Origin of the sequence: Brevibacillus sp. (genome assembly GCF_003521185.1) — a bacterium.
GTDB classification, from domain to species: Bacteria; Bacillota; Bacilli; order Brevibacillales; family Brevibacillaceae; genus Brevibacillus; species Brevibacillus parabrevis.
In genome coordinates, this window is the sequence record NZ_DOTK01000047.1 from 125,194 (window position 1) to 143,344 (window position 18,151).

The 18,151-nt window shown below is 53.1% G+C and carries 15 protein-coding genes and 1 pseudogene; all 16 read right to left on the bottom strand.

Annotation, left to right across the window (positions count from 1 at the left end; all coding sequences use genetic code 11):
- Window positions 1-64: 64 nt before the first annotated feature.
- Window positions 65-3,169 (bottom strand): beta-galactosidase subunit alpha, encoded by a 3,105-nt coding sequence (gene ebgA / locus DEP07_RS14945; RefSeq protein ID WP_287102673.1) that lies wholly within the window; start codon window positions 3,167-3,169, stop codon window positions 65-67.
- 14 nt (window positions 3,170-3,183) lie between these two features.
- A complete protein-coding gene (locus tag DEP07_RS14950; RefSeq protein ID WP_287102674.1) occupies window positions 3,184-4,194 on the bottom strand; it encodes an ROK family protein in 1,011 nt (336 codons plus the stop codon).
- 18 nt (window positions 4,195-4,212) lie between these two features.
- Window positions 4,213-5,157 carry a 1-phosphofructokinase family hexose kinase gene (locus tag DEP07_RS14955; protein ID WP_287102675.1) on the bottom strand — a complete coding sequence of 315 codons (945 nt, stop codon included), beginning with the start codon at window positions 5,155-5,157 and terminating at the stop codon, window positions 4,213-4,215.
- A 2-nt stretch (window positions 5,158-5,159) separates the two neighbouring features.
- Window positions 5,160-6,251 carry a bifunctional phosphoglucose/phosphomannose isomerase gene (locus DEP07_RS14960; protein WP_287102676.1) on the bottom strand — a complete coding sequence of 364 codons (1,092 nt, stop codon included), beginning with the start codon at window positions 6,249-6,251 and terminating at the stop codon, window positions 5,160-5,162.
- A 43-nt stretch (window positions 6,252-6,294) separates the two neighbouring features.
- The gene (locus DEP07_RS14965; RefSeq protein WP_063231603.1) at window positions 6,295-7,158 is read right to left on the bottom strand and encodes a class II fructose-bisphosphate aldolase; all 864 of its coding nucleotides are present in this window, start codon (window positions 7,156-7,158) and stop codon (window positions 6,295-6,297) included.
- Window positions 7,159-7,186: 28 nt separating this feature from the next.
- Entirely contained in the window at window positions 7,187-7,966 is a 780-nt protein-coding gene (locus DEP07_RS14970; RefSeq protein ID WP_173597228.1) for a DeoR/GlpR family DNA-binding transcription regulator, read from the bottom strand.
- 217 nt (window positions 7,967-8,183) lie between these two features.
- A complete protein-coding gene (locus tag DEP07_RS14975) occupies window positions 8,184-9,029 on the bottom strand; it encodes a DUF2785 domain-containing protein (RefSeq protein ID WP_287102684.1) in 846 nt (281 codons plus the stop codon).
- A 45-nt stretch (window positions 9,030-9,074) separates the two neighbouring features.
- Window positions 9,075-9,797: pseudogene (locus tag DEP07_RS14980) on the bottom strand (alpha/beta fold hydrolase); the annotation flags it as partial.
- Window positions 9,798-9,871: 74 nt separating this feature from the next.
- The gene (locus DEP07_RS14985; protein WP_242773518.1) at window positions 9,872-10,795 is read right to left on the bottom strand and encodes a helix-turn-helix transcriptional regulator; all 924 of its coding nucleotides are present in this window, start codon (window positions 10,793-10,795) and stop codon (window positions 9,872-9,874) included.
- Window positions 10,796-10,799: 4 nt separating this feature from the next.
- Window positions 10,800-11,327, bottom strand: coding sequence for a hypothetical protein (locus tag DEP07_RS14990; protein WP_122962295.1), 528 nt, complete (start codon window positions 11,325-11,327; stop codon window positions 10,800-10,802).
- A gap of 168 nt (window positions 11,328-11,495) precedes the next feature.
- Window positions 11,496-12,545, bottom strand: a complete 1,050-nt coding sequence (locus DEP07_RS14995) for an LLM class flavin-dependent oxidoreductase (protein WP_122962294.1) — start codon at window positions 12,543-12,545, stop codon at window positions 11,496-11,498.
- 191 nt (window positions 12,546-12,736) lie between these two features.
- Window positions 12,737-14,125: an amino acid permease gene (locus DEP07_RS15000; protein ID WP_122962293.1), complete on the bottom strand. Its 1,389-nt coding sequence runs from the start codon at window positions 14,123-14,125 to the stop codon at window positions 12,737-12,739.
- Between the two features lie 323 nt (window positions 14,126-14,448).
- Window positions 14,449-15,855, bottom strand: a complete 1,407-nt coding sequence (locus DEP07_RS15005) for a sensor histidine kinase (RefSeq protein WP_242773516.1) — start codon at window positions 15,853-15,855, stop codon at window positions 14,449-14,451.
- A 3-nt stretch (window positions 15,856-15,858) separates the two neighbouring features.
- On the bottom strand, window positions 15,859-16,569 hold the full coding sequence (locus tag DEP07_RS15010) for a response regulator transcription factor (RefSeq protein WP_122962291.1): 711 nt from the start codon (window positions 16,567-16,569) through the stop codon (window positions 15,859-15,861).
- A 147-nt stretch (window positions 16,570-16,716) separates the two neighbouring features.
- On the bottom strand, window positions 16,717-17,754 hold the full coding sequence (locus tag DEP07_RS15015; protein ID WP_280648792.1) for a DUF418 domain-containing protein: 1,038 nt from the start codon (window positions 17,752-17,754) through the stop codon (window positions 16,717-16,719).
- 18 nt (window positions 17,755-17,772) lie between these two features.
- On the bottom strand, window positions 17,773-18,132 hold the full coding sequence (locus DEP07_RS15020) for a YxeA family protein (RefSeq protein ID WP_173597222.1): 360 nt from the start codon (window positions 18,130-18,132) through the stop codon (window positions 17,773-17,775).
- Window positions 18,133-18,151: the final 19 nt, after the last annotated feature.

An 18,151-nucleotide genomic window follows, 5' to 3' on the forward strand; every position in this document is an offset into this window, starting at 1 on the left:
TAGTTGCACTATTCAATCTTTAATTAAATTGTACAACGTTTTTCAGGTGGCTAATAGGTGTGCTTTAGTCACTTATTTGCTGTTTGCTCAACTGGATTTCCGAAATGGCGTCTTTGAAAAAGGGAGCGAGGCGTAGCTGGAAGCGGAATGCTTCTGGACGCAACGCATGTTGTTCCGATTGCTTGGGACCGCAGCTGTTGCTTCCCAGACCGTTTTGCCGATAATCCAGATGCAGCGTCACATAGTCCCTTTTCACCAAGTCGGTCACATGTTTGGCCTGCTCCAGATCGTCTGTATCGTAGCGAAGGGCGCTGAAATCCATCGTCGGCTGGCCGCTCGCGAACAAACCTATCCCGCGCTGATCAGTGATCGACATCCATCTCGTGTCCGTGCGGTTTCCGTTTTCCTGCGGGAACACATACGGCGTGTACAGCTCATCGACACTGGCGTGGTATACGCCGACGCGATTCGCTTCCTTGCTGTCACTGTACGACTCCCCTGGGCCGAGGCCGTACCAGGATACGCGCTCCAAATCTTTGGCAATCAACAGCTTCAAGCCGATTCGCGGCAACATGGCTGGCGGCGTGCCGTGCGGTGTTCCCTGCACCTCAACATGCACTTCGCCGTTTCCGAATACCGTGTACGTGTATCGGCAGGCAAATGCCCAGGCGTAGACAGGCGGGCCAATCCGCACATCGCAAACAATGACGGCGCGATCATCGCGTTCCTGCTGCAAAGCGACCGAGTCGACCCGTGTCTGCAAACGGTCCAGAAACGCCTTGCGCCAGTCTTCTACCACGTACATGTCATTGTCGATCGGCGCCCGCCAAAAAGTCAGCCGCGGCCCCGCAACAAGCAATTCCTTGCCCGCAAACACCCAGCTTTTGGGCACGCCGTCTGCTTTGTCAAAAACAAACCGGAAGTCGCCGCCTGCAAGTGTTATCTCTCGCTTCGTTTCTGCCGCTTCCAGATGTCCAGGCGAGATTTTCCGGGAAACCGCTGCTGCTGGCTGCGGTGCGGACACTGGCAAAGCGAATTGTGCCCAGGCAAGCTCATGCCCGGCGTGCGCCCATGTCTCATCTTGGGCAAGCACAAATGATACGGTAAGCCAATAATCGGTCTGCTCTGCTGCAAACTCCGGCACTTTATACGGGATCACGACGTCTGCACGGCTTCCTGCTTTTACGTCAGGCAGACTCATCGTTCCGCTTTGCAAAACATGTCCATCTGCGGTGATGCTCCAGACCATCCGCACGTGATCGAGCGTGCAAAAATCGTAGCGATTGTGCAGAGTAACGACGCCTTCTTTCAAGTCGACTGCGGCTGCCGTAATCGGCTCGGTCACTTTTTTATATTCGAGCAAACCAGGCGACGGGGTGCGGTCAGGACGGATCAAACCGTCGATGACAAAGTTGCCGTTCGTCGGGTAGTCGCCAAAATCTCCCCCGTAGGCAAAATACTCCCGCCCATCTTCCGTCCATTGACGCAGACCGTGGTCAATCCACTCCCAGACAAAGCCGCCTTGCAGGCGTTGATACTTGTCAAAGACGTTGGCGTAATCGCGCAAGCCGCCAGGACCGTTGCCCATCGCGTGAGCGTACTCGCACATGATATGCGGCTTTTGCAATTGCTCGTTTTCTCCATGCTGCATCATTTTTTCGACGGAAGAGTACATCGTGCTGAACACATCGCATACTTCCGCTTCCCGATCTTCCTCGTAATGAATGAGCCTGGTCGGATCGGCTTGTCGGCACCACGCCGCCATCGCGCGGAAATTGCAGCCGAAGCCGGATTCGTTGCCGAGCGACCACATGATGATCGACGGATGGTTTTTGTCCCGCTCGACCATGCGTTCCATCCGCTCGACATAGGCGTTCTCCCACTCGGGATCGTCGCTGAGCTGACTGATGTTCCCGGTCAACTGGAAGCCATGCGTCTCCAAATCCGTTTCATCCATGACGTACAGACCGTATTGATCGCACAAGTCGTAAAAGCGCGGATCGTTCGGGTAATGCGCGGTGCGAACGGCATTGATGTTGTGGCGCTTCATCATCAGCACGTCCTCGCGCATCGTTTCAAAAGGAACGGCGCGCCCGAGATCGGGGTGGTGATCGTGCCGATTGACGCCGTTCAGACGAATGGGCACGCCATTGACGAAAAAGTTGTTCCCTTTTACCTCAATCGAACGGAAGCCGACGCGAATCGGAATGACCTCCACCGTTCCGCTCGCCTCCTGCCCAAGCTCCAGCAGCAAGTGGTACAAATTCGGCTCCTCCGCCGACCATTTTTTCGGCCCTGACACGGGCAGTCGCAAATCGAGGAGCGTTTCCTGGCCTGCTTCAACCGTACCGCCAATCCGCTGCACTTCCGCCGCCACAGGCTGCCGGAACTGATCGAGCAATTTGGCTGTCACGCTTACCCCGCCAAGTCGCTCCGCCCCGCTGTTTTCCACATGTACGCGCACACGCAGGATGCCATCCTGATACTTGTCGTCCAGCTCGGTTACGACCGCCACATCCCTGACGTGCAGCTTGGGCCGGGCAATCAGCGACACGTCGCGGAAAATGCCGCTCAAATACCACATGTCCTGGTCTTCGAGATACGTTCCATCCGACCATTGATACACCTGAACCGCGAGACGATTTTTCCCGGTACGCAGCAATTGCGTCACGTCGAACTCGGACGGCAGGCGGCTTCCCTGGCTGTAGCCAACCTCTGCGCCGTTCAGCCAAACGTGAAAAGCGCTGTCCACCCCTTCAAATCGCAAAATGACCTGATGCTGTTCCCATTCCGGGGAAACGGTAAACTCGCGCAAGTAGCAGCCAGTCGGATTATCGGAAGGCACATGCGGCGGATCGACGGGAAACGGGTAGTACAAGTCGGTGTAATGCGGCTTCCCATGGCCTTGCAGCTGCCAATGACCCGGAACCTGGATTCGCCCCCAGTCCGCAGCGTCATAGTCGTCGGCAAAAAAGTCATCCGGGGCACCCAGCGGCGATGTCGCATAGGCGAATTGCCACTGCCCATTCAACAGCTGAAACCACGGGGTCGCGCCCCTGTCGTAAGTCAATGCTTGCGTCGCCTCCGGGTACGATAAAAAGTAAGCCCGAGCCGACAAGCGGTTCCTTTGCAGCAGCTGATGGTTTGCCCAGTCATTCAGTTGTTTCATCTGCGTCCACTCCTTTATCCTCGTAACGATTCGCAAGTGCCTTGTTCCCGCTGCATCGCTTGCAGCGCCAGCGCTCCCGCACCCAACATTCCTGCATCTGCCCCAAGCTGCGCCAAAACAACCTTGGCTTGCTGTCCCACCACATCCATGGCATAGCGCGTTACGCTTTTTTGCACGGGCGCAAGCAGCAGTTCCCCGGCACGGCAAACGCCTCCGCCTACCACCACAAGCTGCGGGTTGAACACATTGATCAGGACAGACAGCGCCCAGCCGATGACGTCGCACGCTTTTTCCCACACCTCGATCGCCAGCCGATCCTCTTGCGCAACCGCTTTTGCCACGTGTTCCGCTGTCAGACGCTCCAGCTCACCGCCGCACAAGGCATGCATGACCGACGACAGTTCCGCGTTTGGCGCTCCTTCCGCCAGCGCCCGAGCAAGTCGCTCGCGGGCCAGCCTCGCGATTCCCGTAGCAGAAGCGACCGTCTCGACGCAGCCGATCTTGCCGCAATTGCAGGCAGCGGTCAGCCCGGGAACATGGACATGCCCAATCTCTCCCGCAAACCCGCTGCTGCCAGTAACGAGCCGTCCTTCGTTCACGATCCCCGCTCCCACGCCTGTGCCGAGTGGTACAAAGACGAGGTGAGACGCGTTCCGTCCCGCTCCGAATACGGCTTCCCCAAGCGTAGCCGTGCGCAAGTCGTTGTCAAAAAACAGCGGCAAGTCGACCAGCCTGGCGAGCGGCGTACGAATGTCCGCCTGATGGAGCTGAAAATTGGGCGAATGTACCGATATGCCGCGCTCGGCGTCGAACGGACCGGGAAAGCCGATGCCTACCGCTTCGACGCTCCCTTTTGCTTGCTTCCGCAATTCATCAATGAGCCCAGCCATTCGTTCAATCAGAATGGGCAAATCGTTGTACACCCGCGTCTCCTTTTCTCCCCGAACCAAAATCCGCCCTGCCTCGTCCATAACCGCGCCTTTCATGGTGGTGCCGCCGACATCCAGCCCGATTACATGACGCATGACACTCCCTCCTCTCCTTTACCCAACCTGCTCCACATGCATCGGCCTGTTCATCATGCTCTGAGCGGCCTCGGCCGTCACCACGCCTGCTCCAAACGAGCTTGTATTCGCAGCAGCGCAAGCCATGCCCAACCGGATCGCGTCCGGCCATGCCAGCTCGCGCATGCGCCCGGTCAGCACTCCGGCAAGCAGCGAATCGCCGCACCCTACCGTGTTGTTCACTTCTGCTTCGGTCAACGGGACAGCCGAAATGCGCCATGTCTGGTCTTGATCGCCGAACCAGGCTCCTTCCTGTCCCAGCGAGAGCAGCACCCGCTTGGCGCCACGACTGCACAGCTCGCGAATGGCTCGATACCGGGCATCGTCACTGTCCAGCGAGTAGCCGAGAATCGCCTCCGCTTCGGGCTGATTCGGCTTGATCAACTCAGGCTTTGCCCCGATCCCTTCTGCCAGCGCCGCACCGCTCGTATCGAGAACACATCTGGCTCCCGAGGAAGCCAGCCCTTTTATGAGTACGGCGTACGTGTTCACCGGAAGTCCGCGCGGCAAGCTCCCGGAAAAAACCACATACGTCGCTTGCTGTGCCAAGCGCGTCAACCTCGCTTGCAGCAAAGCCAGCTCATCCGCTCCAACCGCTGGCCCCGGTTCCAATACTTCCGTCACCGTTTTTGCCTGCTCGTCGAGAAAAGTCAGGCACAGCCTCGACTCTCCCTGCACCTCGACGAACGAGGTGGCTATCCCTTCGCGGTTGCATCCTTCGGCGATGAACCTCCCGTTATGCCCCGCCACAAACCCGCTCGTCACTACCTTTTGGCCCAGCGTATTCGCGACCCGCGCTACATTGATGCCTTTTCCCCCCGGCAAACTCCATACTTCCTGAGTGCGATGCAGTTCCCCCGCGCGAAAATGAGCGAGGCGGTACGTTTTGTCGATCGCCGCATTCAGCGTCACTGTGACGAGCATGGCTATTTCACCTGCACGGTCACGAGCGGCTGCCCCATTTTTTGTTTAAACAAATTGATGACCTCCACAGGGGTAGGGTCAACACCTCTAATCAAGGCAGCATACAGGGAGACAAAGTCAGCCAAATAAACGATGGAAAACAACCGGGCCAAACGTGACTCGCCGCGCGAATGCACAACCCGCACCGCCCCTGCGCGCTCTCGCAAAATATCCGCGCTAATCTCTACCCGCTTCACCGTCTTTTCGCTGTCCTCGCAATCTCGAATCAGTGTAAAATGAAAGCCTTTCAAAAGAGCCGCAGGAGAATCCCAGCCGACCGCCTCGTCGTGATGCAAGCTCGGAATGGCGTTCCAAAAAGCCATCAGCTTGCTGTTTTCCCCCAACTGATTTTTCCAGCGCCAGGCCGGAGCATCAAAATAAGGCAGCGTTCCGTACACAACAGGCACCAGCCCATCCAGCTCCACCGCGATTTGCTTCGCTTCGTTTTGCTCGATCGGCGAATCTGGCCCGTATTCCTGCTTCCAGGTCCGAAACAGGGCAATCGTCTCCTCTACCTCGGCGCGCTTGTCGGAAACAAGCTGCAACTTGGTCAGGATGGCGAGGATCGGCAAAAAGATATAGCCGAGCACGATCCGCGGCATCATTCCGCCCGGCACAAGCAAGTATGCATGCCCATTTTCCCGCGCCATGTCGAGCACCGTTCCGCCTGCGGTGATGACAGCTACTTGCGCGCTTTTGGCAATCGCTGCCTCATATCCGCTAACCACTTCCTCGGTGTTGCCGGAGTGGCTGACGACGATCACAAGCGTGCGCTCGTTGACAAAAGCCGGGATCGTGTAGCCTTGATTCAGTTGCAGCGGGACTTGCAGCTCGTCAAACAAATACGATTTGATCAGGTTGACGCTCGCAGCCGAGCCGCCACCCGTGCCCAATACCAAAATATTTTCAATCGGAGCAGAAATGTTTGATACATCGAAATCATCAGATAATTTAAGGCCTGCCTGGAACTGCTCCTCATACGCTTCTGTGTCCTGCAACGCCCGAATCGTATCCAGCTCTCGCAAAACCTTCACATCATCCAGATTGATACGCATGCCAATCGTCCCTTTCCTCGCTATCGCTTGTTTTGGCTTACCCTTACCTGACCAACGCTTTTCCCGTGCAACCGCACATCTCCATCTTGGCGAGCGCCACTTCCTTCACGGCTTGCTTGGCTCGCTTCATGTAGGTGCGCGGATCGTTTTCTGCTGGGTGCTCCTCGAACGTTGCTTTAATCGCATTGGAAAAGGCGATGCGCAGCTCTGTCGCCACATTCATTTTCGCCATCCCCAGCGCGACAGCCCGTTTGACTTGCGCTTCAGGAATCCCGGAGCCGCCATGCAACACTAGCGGTGCCGGGACGCGCCGGGCAATTTCCTCCAGTCGGACAAAATCAATGCGCGGCTCCCCTTTGTAGATTCCGTGAGCCGTCCCAATCGCTGGTGCGAGCGTATCGACTTTTGTCAGCTCCATAAAACGCTCGCATTCGAGCGGGTCAGCCAGAGAAGCGTCTGCGTCATCCACGACCAGATCGTCCTCGACCCCGCCGACTTTGCCAAGCTCCGCTTCCACATTGACTCCAAAAGCCCGCGCCAATGTCACCACCCGCTGCGTCCGCTCCACGTTTTCCGCAAAAGGGTGCATGGAGGCATCAATCATGACCGATGTATACCCGGCCTTGATGCACCGGGCGATCAGCTCCTCCTCCTGACAGTGGTCGAGATGCAGGGCAATCGGCACCCGAGCGCGCTCAGCCGCCACCCGGGCCATCGCAGCCACATACTCCGGTCCCAGATGCCGCACCGTCCCAACCGTTGTCTGCAAAATCAGCGGCGCGTTCGCTTCCTCTGCCGCCTCCACTACCGCTTGCAGCATTTCCAGCGTGTGAACGTTGAACGCCCCGACGCAATACCCTGCCGCCCGCGCTTCCCCAAGCATTTGTGTCGATGATACTAACGCCATAACGATTCCCCCATTCCCTTGCTCAGCTTCATCTCGATACCCCTTGCGGACTGGCCAGCTCCAGGTTGATGCCAAGCTCTACGTACCTTTCCACAAAAGGGCGTGCGGCTGCATCCGTAATGATCCGGTCCACGTCAGACACTCCGGCAAATTTGGCTAAATGCGTTTCGCCAAACTTGCTGTAGTCGACCAGCACGTACACTTTTCTCGCCCGCTCCATCATTACTTGGTTGATCTGCGCTTCGGCCAGGTTCAATGTGGTCAGTCCATGCTCCGGATGGATGCCATCGGCTCCGATGAAGCATTTGAAGACAGACAGATTTCGCAAGTTTTCTGCGGCAACAGAGCCAACGAGCGCAAACGACTTGTGCCGCATCTCCCCGCCGATCAAAATGACGTGATGTTTTCCCTGGCTGTTCAGCTCCATCGCGATATTGACCGCGTTGGTGACTACCGTCAGATCGTTCATCCCGCGCAGCAGCTTGGCCAGCTCCATCGTCGTCGTTCCGGCGCCGATCATGATCGTGTCGCCAGGCTGGATGTGGGATAGCGCCTGGTGGGCAATCGCCAGCTTCTCTTCGCTGCGCTCCGCGAGCTTTTCGGTAAAACTGCGTTCCACAGGGAGAAAGTCAGTGATCGTCGCCCCTCCGTGTATGCGCGTCAACAGCCCGTCGTTTTCCAGCTTGATCAAATCTTTGCGAATCGTCACTTCCGATACATCGAGAGCCTGACTGAGTTCGCTGACTGTCACGCTTTGCTCCGCTCTCAATTGCTCGAGTATTTTGCTGTGCCGTTCAGCTGCCAGCATGATGCTTCACTTCCTTACTACAGCGATTATTTTGTCTTTCGTTTTATTTTGTATACTTTCGTTTTGTTTCATTTAGATCATATCACCCGAGAAAAAAGAATGTCAAACCGTATTCAGAAAATTTCACATAATCATTTTGCGCAGAGGCAAACATGCCAAAAGGACACCTCCGCATGGAATCGAAAGTGTCCTTGTGTTTTTGTCTTCCCCAAGCCCCTCACTCCGCAAATCGGTTCAGCTTCGCTTCTGCACCCACTATTGCGCTTGCGACACGCTGATCGCAGCCCTGCGGCCCTGTTTTTCTGAAAAAGAGCGCACGCAAAAATTGCTTGCTGTTCACCTGGGCGATGCGTTGGCTGCGGCTCCGCGGCCAGTTGCCACACTCAGCCAGACTGTTTATCCAATCGGCAATCTGCTCAATCGGCAGCAACTCTTTTCCAAGCATCATATGGACAATCGTCGCCATCCGCTCGTCCTCTTCCTCGCAAAAAATATGCGCGCCATTGTGCAGCATCCCGGCAATGGCGTCCAACACCTCCAGCTGCAACGCCTCATCGCTCTCCGGGCACTGAATCAGCTCGTCCAACGCATCCGCTCCGTGAGCCGCGCTGTGCGCCCAGCCGCCCTCGGGAACGTAGCCGCGCAAATCCCGCTCCCCCCTGTAATACCGCAGCAGCGCCCGTTTGACATGCTCGAAATCGGTCTGATCGAGAAAAGGCTGCTTCCGATGCTGTCCCAAAATCAAAGCGATCGGCAGGACAGAAAAAGTTCGCGTAAACACGCTGTCATCCCCGGCGCTGCCAATCTGATAAAACAAATGCTGCTCATCCGTCAACACGAGCAGCAAACGGCGCAGCTCGCCCTCTGTGAACTTGTTTTCGCGATGAATCCAGGCGTAAAACGTCGGATAGATCGATTCATCCCGCAACTGTGGATCGGGGTCGCCGATGTATTGCAGCATCAGCTCCACGAAGTCCCCCGGCTTTTCACCTGCATCAAGCTGATATTGATTCGCTGCGATTCTCTCCATATCCCGGACAAATTGCTGCTTGATTTCGCTCATTTTTCGCACCTCATTCACGATTATCGTAATTTCTTCCGCCACAAGATCAGGGTCGTCATGATGAATATCGTGCCCGCTGTCCTTGGCTACCTTGATCCGGCTCGCCGTCGACAGTCTTTGAAAATCGGCTTGCAACTGTTGTTCAATCTGCAAGATTTCCTCGTGGGGCCAATCATTTTGTGCGTAATCTGGCCGACCCCGCATCAAGATCGCTAAAGGCATACGGCTCACGCCTGTATGCGCCGAGACTTGCCTGTAGCTTTGCGGTTTATCAATCTGCTCCCGGTTCAACAGCGGATTTTCCAAATACGCCCGATTTTCCGCAATCAACGCGGCGGGCAGCACTTTTTCATAAGCAAGCTCTTTATACTCGGCGGCTGCATCGACCAGTACCATGCCTGCTACCAGTTTCGGGAAGCGGCTGGCAAACAGCCTGGCGACCAATCCGCCAAACGAGTGGCCGACCAAAATATAGGGCGGCTTTACGGGGGTCTGCGCTATCAGCTCGCAAAGCTCCTCCACCAAGTCAGCACAGGTCCGGGGAACTTTGGCGGCCGCCTCGCTTTTGCCGATGCCCGCCCTGTCATGGGAAAAGGTCGATGCCATCTGCGCGATCCGGGCTTGCACCTTATCCCACGTCTCGCAGCTATCTCCCAAACCCGCTATGAAAATAACCGCAGGAGCGTCTTGTCGCAACGAGTAGCGACAGTAAAGCATGCGCCCCTGACGCCGCAGCCATGTTGTTGTGCAGGAAAGCGAGTTTGTCATGCCTGATCACATCCGTTTCACCAGCCATTGTCTTCACACCCCCACTATAAAACAAAATGACTGACACCAGTCTGTCAGCCATTGTAGGAAAGCATCAGTTCCCGAACGTATTCTTTTAATTCTTCCCGCAGCGATTGAGGCTCGACAATCTCGCAGTCCTTGCCAAAGCCCAGAATGAACTTCAGCAGCCCTTCCTCATACGGGAACGACTTCACTACGATGTACTGACTGTCCGTTCCTTTAGTAATACTCTCTTTGGAAAAATACTCGGTGAGCTGTTCACCAATCCGGCTGGAAAACCGCAATGTCACCGTAACCCCGCGTTCCTGATAGCTCGCTTCGATCGTTTTTGCGATCTCTTCTCGGGAAGCCGCTCTTTTTGCAAAAACTTCCCCGATGGTCAGGTTCCTCATCCGCACGAGCTTGAACCTTCTGTACTGATTGCGAACCCGGCAAAAGGCAACGAGAAACCAGTGCCCGGACGTAAACGCGATCTGCACAGGCTCTGCCACTCGGCACGCAGCATCCATGTTTCTGTTGATGTATTCGAAGTGAAGCAGCCTGTTTTCTGTGATCGCCCGATTCATGAGCAGCAGGTACTCTCTCAGCTCCTCTTCCATGCTGAAATGGGACATGTCCACGCTCCACTTGTCTGCGGCGCCACTGTCCCTTTTCCATGTATGCCCGAGCTTGAGCAGCACATCGTTAAACGCCTCATTTTTGCCGAACAGAAAATCAAGATCGTTCACTACTGCCAGAAACAGATTGGCTTCTTCTTTGTTCAGAAACAGATTGTCTACCTGATAATGTTCCATCAAGTAGTACCCTCCGCCCCGTCCTCCAAGCGAAGCAATGGGAATGCCTGCTTCCCCTATTTTTTCGATATCCCGATAAATCGTTCGCAAGGAAACCTCAAAATGGTCGGCAAGCTCTTTTCCGGTGACCATCCCTTTTTGCGATAAAATGAGCAGCATGGATAACAATCGGTTTACTCGCACTCGCTTACTTCTCCAAAATAAAATCAGACATGACAACCTTCTCCCATTGTATCCCTTTCGGATTCACATTGGTATAAAGCGTGACCGAATCGGCGTTTTCGATGACGGCTTTCAGTTGAAAATTCATTTCTTTTTGCTGCAAATATTCATCGTGAAGCTGCTGATAGTGGGGATCGCCCTTTTCTTTTGCCTCCTTGATGTAGGCGACGGTGTCCGGGTCTTTGTCAAAATTTTTGTACATCACTTTGTAGCCAAAAGTAGCTTCCACCTTTCCTGCCACATTCGACTCCTGATAATCAGACAACTCGAAACCGAGCAATTCGTAATGCGCGGAGAAAGCCTTTTTCGATTCTTCCTTCATATAGTTGAAGATTTGATTATACTCGGGAGAATTTTGTGCTTCCTCCACTTGGGACGTGCCTTTGCCTTCCGATATGGTTACTGGACTCTGATTGGCGGCTTGTTCCGGGCTGCAACCTGGCAAGCCCGCCACGACGACCAACGCAAAGCAGACGATGAGCGCTTTTTTCACTGGAAACTCACCCTTATGGACAGATTGGAATTTGCTTACAAGTTATACGATTCATCTGCCATTTATGTCTCTCCCTTTTTCGCTCGAAAAAACATTTGGACGAAAAAAAAAGAACAAGACAGCCTGTTGCCTGATGCAACGACTGCCTTGCGCTCTTCCCGAATGTACTCACTGAGTCGCTTCCCACTTCGCAACCTCTTCGCGTACGCGCGGTGCGACTTCGCTGCCCAGGAGCCGAATTGCCTGCATAACCTGGTCGTGCGGCATCGTGCCCACAGGTACGTGCAGCATGAAGCGGGTAACCCCGACCTGTTTGCGCAGGTGAATGATTTTCGCTGCCACCGTCTCCGGGTCGCCGACATACAGCGCGCCTTCAAAGCTTCTCGCCGCGTCAAAGCTCGATCGGTCGTAATGCCCCCAGCCGCGCTCCCGTCCGAGTACGTTCATCACTTGCTGGGTTGGCGGGAAAAATTTGTCCGCTGCCGCTTCCGTGTTCCAATCGACAAACCCGTGTGAATGGGAAGCCACGCTCAGCTTTCGCGGGTCGTGGCCTGCCTGGATCGCTGCTCGCTTGTACAACTCGACTAACGGCGCAAACTGCACCGGACGCCCTCCGATAATCGCGAGAACGAGCGGAAGTCCCAACAGTCCTGCCCGGATCACCGACTGCGTATTCCCGCCACTGCCAATCCAGACGGGCAACGGGTCCTGCACTGGCCGCGGATAAATGCCGAGATTTTGAATGGCCGGACGATGCTTGCCTCGCCAGGTCACCTTTTCCGACGAGCGGATTTTCAGCAGCAGCTCCAGCTTTTCTTCGAACAATTCGTCGTAATCGTTCAGGTCATAACCGAACAACGGAAAAGACTCGATAAAAGAACCTCGACCCGCCATGATCTCTGCACGCCCGTTGGAAATCGCGTCGAGTGTAGCAAAATCCTGAAAAACCCGCACCGGATCAGCAGACGACAGCACGGTAACTGCGCTGGTCAACCGTATCCGCTTGGTCTGTGGCGCAGCAGCCGCAAGCACCATCGCAGGTGAAGACGCCGCAAAATCTTCGCGATGATGCTCGCCCACGCCGAATACATCCAGTCCTACCTGATCGGCCAAAATAATTTCCTCGACGACTTCCCGCAATCGTTGCGCATGGCTGATGACCTCACCTGTCTGTGCATCAGGAGTCGTCTCTACAAACGTGCTAATGCCAATCTCCACCACAAAGCCCTCCCTCTTCTTCTCGCTCCGAATAATATCTTTATTTTAAGAATCTCTATCTTAAATTTCAAGTCTGCAACTGCATTCCCTCCATCAGCCTTCCACTTTTCCGCTTTTCGAATGCGTGTCGTACATGTCGCGTCTAAATAAAAAAAGGGACATCGTCGCTGATGTCCCTTTCTGCTGCATACTTATTTTCGCTCGCCGCTTTGTGCTTGCTCATCCAGCGGAACGGCTTTGTTAATGCCAAAAGCGTAAAAGCTAAGTGTCACGATCCCCAGGAACACGATCCCGGCAATCAGCGAGATGCGCGTGTCATCGTTGATCCACATTCCGACCAGCACCATCAGCAAAAAGGCGATGGTAATGTAGTTCGTCAGTGGAGCAAGCGGCATCTTGAACGGATGGTTGCCCAGTTCGGCCGCTTTTTGTTTGCGGAATCTGATTTGACTGATCAAAATCACAAACCAAGGAATCATCCCTGGAAGCACGCTCGCGCTGTACACGTACACAAACAGATTTTCCGGCGCGATATAGCTCAGGATGACGCCGACACCCAAGCCGACGAGAACACCGATCGTTCCCAAAAGCGGCACACCGTTATGGGACAGCTTGGTGAAAATTTTCGGCGCCTGTCCATTGACACCGAGTGTATACAGCATGCGGCCCGCACTGTAAATCCCGCTATTACAGCCAGACATCGCTGCTGTGATGACTACGAAGTTAATCAGTCCCGCTGCTGCGGTAATGCCGATCTTGGCAAACGTCGCTACGAACGGACTGCCGATCGACTGCAATTGATCCCACGGGTAAACGGTTACAATTACAAAAATCGCACCGATGTAGAAAATCAGAATCCGCCAAATGATGCTCTGGATCGCGCTGGTCAACGTCTTCTTCGGATCTTTTGCCTCACCAGCCGTAATCCCGATCAACTCAACCCCTTGATAAGCCCCGATCACTAATGACAAAGCGAAGAAAAAGCCTGTCCAGCCGCCGGTAAAGAAACCGCCATTTTCCCACAGATTGGATAAGCCAATCGCATGACCGCCGTTGCCGATTCCGAAGAAAATCAGGCCAAGTCCGGCAATAATCATCAACACAATCGTAACGATCTTGATCATGGCAAACCAGAACTCAAACTCACCAAACGATTTAACGGAGAACAAGTTCGCTGCGCCCAAAATCACCATGGCAATAATCCCGGGAATCCAGGCTGGCAAATCAGGGAACCAATACTTCATATACGCCCCGACCGCGATAATCTCCGACATCCCGACGACTACCCACTGAAACCAGTTGCTCCAGGCCGTCAAATAACCAGCTAACGGATGAATGTACTTATGCCCGAAAGTTGCGAATGAGCCAGTGCTTGGCTCCACATACAGCATTTCTCCCATGGCGCGCATGATAAAAAATATAAAAATTCCTACAATTGCATAAGCAAGCATTACGGATGGACCTGTCCATTTGATCGTGCTTGCAGAGCCCATGAATAGCCCTACACCAATCGTGCCGCCCAAAGCGATCATCTGAATGTGACGAGCTTCCAGACCCCTTTTCAATTCTTTGTTTTCCACTTCGGTTCTTCTTCCTCTCTGCCTTGGCTAGCGTATGCTCAGAAAACTGTGGAACATGGGCAAACCATCCACTTCATGTGAGCTCTTGTAAAGCATTCCTAATAGTTGGTCAGATTATTCTTCTCCCTATTAATGCTTTACTTCAGCAACACTTGTTTATTGTAATACGTTTTTTTGATAATAACAATTATATTCCCTGGAAAAATAGCTGGTAAATCAATATATTCGGATTATATAAAATTAAAAAATATATGATAGATAAAATAAATTCTTTTGCACAAAAAGAAAACACCTTATGCAGGTGTCTCGCCTTAGTCTACGTCTTACAACACAATCTCAATCGACGTCCCCTGTCCTTCTTCGCTGCTGATGACAATCTCGCCTTGGTGTGCGTCGATGATATCGCGTGCGATCGCCATCCCAAGCCCCGATCCTTTGTGGGCATCGCCTGTGTTCGTTCCTCGGTAGTAGCGGTCAAAAATCCGTTCCAGTTCCGCCTTCTTGATCCCTTTCCCGTCGTCCTTGATCGAGATATGCACGCGTTCTTGCTTTTCCACGCGCACCTCGATTTTTACCTCGTCATGATTGTGGACGATCGCATTGTAAATCAGATTGTTGATCGCTCTCACCATCAAGATTTCGTCGACTTCCACTGGGATGAACTCTTCGGTTACCGTAAACTCAATGTGGCGCTTCGCATACTTGGGATCGTTCAGGATGTCGATCACGATGCCGCGCAAAAGGGTAACGATGTTGACCGTCTTCTTTTGAATGGACAGTTCTTTGTTCCGCAAGCGTGTCGTCAAATTGAGGTCTTCGATGACTTCTTTGATATACACTGACTTTTTCTCGATAATTCCTGCGTACTCCCTGATCTCGTCCCATGTAAACTGATAGTCCGGGTCCTTGATCATTTCCGAGTAGCCTTGAATCGAAGCAAGCGGCGTCTTCATGTCGTGGGAAATGTTGGCGATCCATTCCTCTTTTAATTGATCGAGCTTTTTGCGCTCCTTTTCGTTCGCCTGCAACTGGTGCGACAGCTGATTCAAGTTATCGAATACGTGCTGGTAGACGCCTTCCGGTTTGTAATGGACGTAAAACTGATTGTTTGCCAACTGCTTGATCCCGTCGATCAGCGAATGCATAGGCTGCGTAAGCCGCTTGCTGAACCAATAGCCAATCCACAAAGCGATCAGGATGTCGATCATAAAAATGATGAGCCCTACATTGAATGCGCGCAAGATAACCTGGTTGTCGTAGAAAATGACGTACCTGTTCAAGTCGCGGTTTTCAATCCCGATCAAGTAGCTGTAGCGCTTTGCTGCACTTGCCTTTTCCCCGACGAAAACGGTCGTATCCCCATCTACTTCCTGGTATTTGTACATTTGAATCATGTCTGCGGGCGTGTAGTGCTTCTTTAGTCCGGCGGGCACTCGGTAAGTCAACACTTCATTGCCGTTTTCGTCCAGAATCTGTAGCCAGGCGTTTTTCTTTTGCAGCTCGTCTTTTCCTTCTGCGGTTATCGCGATGCTGTCTCCCGCTAGATCGAGCCGCTGCTCAAACTCTCTCGTAAATTGCTCGGGAGAAGCCGCCTGATCCTGAAAAATCGGGACGTCGAAGCCTTTTTGAGCAATAAATAATCCCAGCATAACGAAAAAATTGATGAAAATAACCAAAATCACAACCAAGACAACGGACAGCAAATACCGTCCTGTGACCTTCCACTTCATCCATCACTGCTCCTCGATCACCAGTTTATAACCCAAACCCTTCACGGTAATCAAATATTCGGGAGAAGAAGGCTGGTCCTCGATCTTTTCCCTCAGTCGGCGTATGTGCACCATGACGGTGTTGTCGATCCCGATAAAATCCTCGCCCCAGACTGTATCGTACAGCTTTTCCTTGCTGATGACTTTGTTGGCGTTTGCCAAAAAAACCTTCATCAGCCCAAGCTCCTTCGGCTTCAAGTCAATCGGACTGCCGTTCTTCAAAAGCTCTGCTTTTTGCGGGTCCAACTCAAACGGCCCAGCCTTGAGCACAGGGTCTTCCTCGACTACAGGCTCAACGACCGCATAATCGGCTCTTCTCAGTTGCGCTTTGACCCGGTAGGCAAGCTCCTTGGGACTGAACGGCTTCGTAATATAGTCATCGCCGCCAATGGCAAAGCCCAAAATTTTATCAATTTCCTCGGTTTTAGCGGAGATGAACAAAATCGGCACCTTGGAAAAGCCTCTGATCTGTTTGCATACTTCATAACCTTCTCCGTCTGGCAGCATGATGTCCAACAGCACGAGGTCGGGCTTTTTCTCCTGAAATTGAGCCAGGCCGTCCTTGGCGGTGGTCGAAGTCCAGACGTGCTCGATCCCTTCTTTTTTCAGAACCGTTTGAATCAGCTTCAAAATATCTTCTTCGTCGTCAATGATCAGTACCTTTTTCCCGGACATTGCCGCTTCGCCTCCTTTAAAAACCGAACCCTTTTTATGTGAGAGTATGCCTGACCGCCCTCCATTTAGCAAGCCAAGCCGTTCTTCCATAGAGAAAAGGCGCAAAAAGACTTTTGCTGCCAGCCTTTTTGCGCGCGCCATGTTTGCTTATTTCGCCTTTTGCTTGCCGTACGTCATAAAGCGCCACATCTTCTCCAATGGCCCCATCGCGAAAAATTTGAACCACAGATTGCTGTAAATGATTTGGACGACGAAGATCAGGCTGGCGATGATGACGACATTCACCGGAGATACATACTCCAGCCCCATGATCGAAATGATCAGCAAGCCGATAAAGCTTTGCGCCACGTAATTGGTCAACGCCATCTGTCCGACCCGGGCAACTGGCGCGAAGAAAGCGCGAATCGCCGCATGCTCCAGAAGCAAAAACATCACAGCGACATAGAACAAGACCGTTGGAATCGTGCCAAGCGAAACGATCAGTCGCAAACTCTCGGCTGCTCCTGCCGAAGCAAACCACGTCCAGATCGCAAAACCAGCGACGACAGGCAACAAACCTGCTGCCAGAAGACGCAGCTGCTTTTTGCATTCACCGACGCGTTTGATCAGATCAGCCTTTGCGACAGAGAACCCAGCCAAAAACATAGTGAAAATCAAAGTCCAATCACCGATGATCACATCAAGCACCGTAGACAGGACACCTTCTGTTCCGATCAGCTTGGCAATCAGCGCCACTACGTACACAGCGACAACTCCGGCGAGCCATTTGTTGATCGTGGCAAGCTTTGCCCGGTAAAACGGCAGCAGGAGAAATCCAATCAGTGCGTAAGCTGGCAAGATCGTGCCCCAAAAAATAAACACATGCACAATTCCGATCAAAAACATCATCAGCAAGCGCCGGGAAAAACGGCGCAGCGGCCTGTCTCCCCGCATCTCGGCCCGTGAAGCGAAAATGTAAAACCCTACTCCGAACAGAAACGAGAAAATCGAGAAAAATTTCTTTTCAATGAGAATGAGGGTAAGCGTATCAATCCATTGGTTCACTCCTGTAAATTCAGGAATGCTCATTCCTTCCGTCAGAATAATATAGCCTTTGATGTTAATAAACAAAATACCGAACAAGGCAAGACCGCGAATGATATCTAAAGCGACAATCCGTTCCTTTTGCGGGACAGAGGGATTCATTAGACTGTGCTCCTTTCTTTATTGCAGTTTTTCGTCCGCTTTCTTTGGCAATTCTTCCTTGGCTACTTCCTGATAAGAAGTCACGCCTTTGCCCTCTTTCACAAACAGACTCAAGTATGCTTTTTCCCGCAGTTGTTTATCTGCCGTGAAAGTAAATGTCTTTTGACTGCCGTCCTGGTCGTAGGCGGGCAACTCGTATTCGTAACGGACCAGCGTCTCTCCGCCGCCGATTTTGTCGACCAGCTTCTTGCCCTCTCCTTGAATTTGCGTATAGTAGACGTCTGCTCCCAGCCTGTTCAAATTCACTTTTTGCATAAGCGGCACGGCAGCAATCAGGATGACGGCAATGACGATCCACGTAATCATGCTCTTTTTCATGACTTCCTCTCCCAACCTC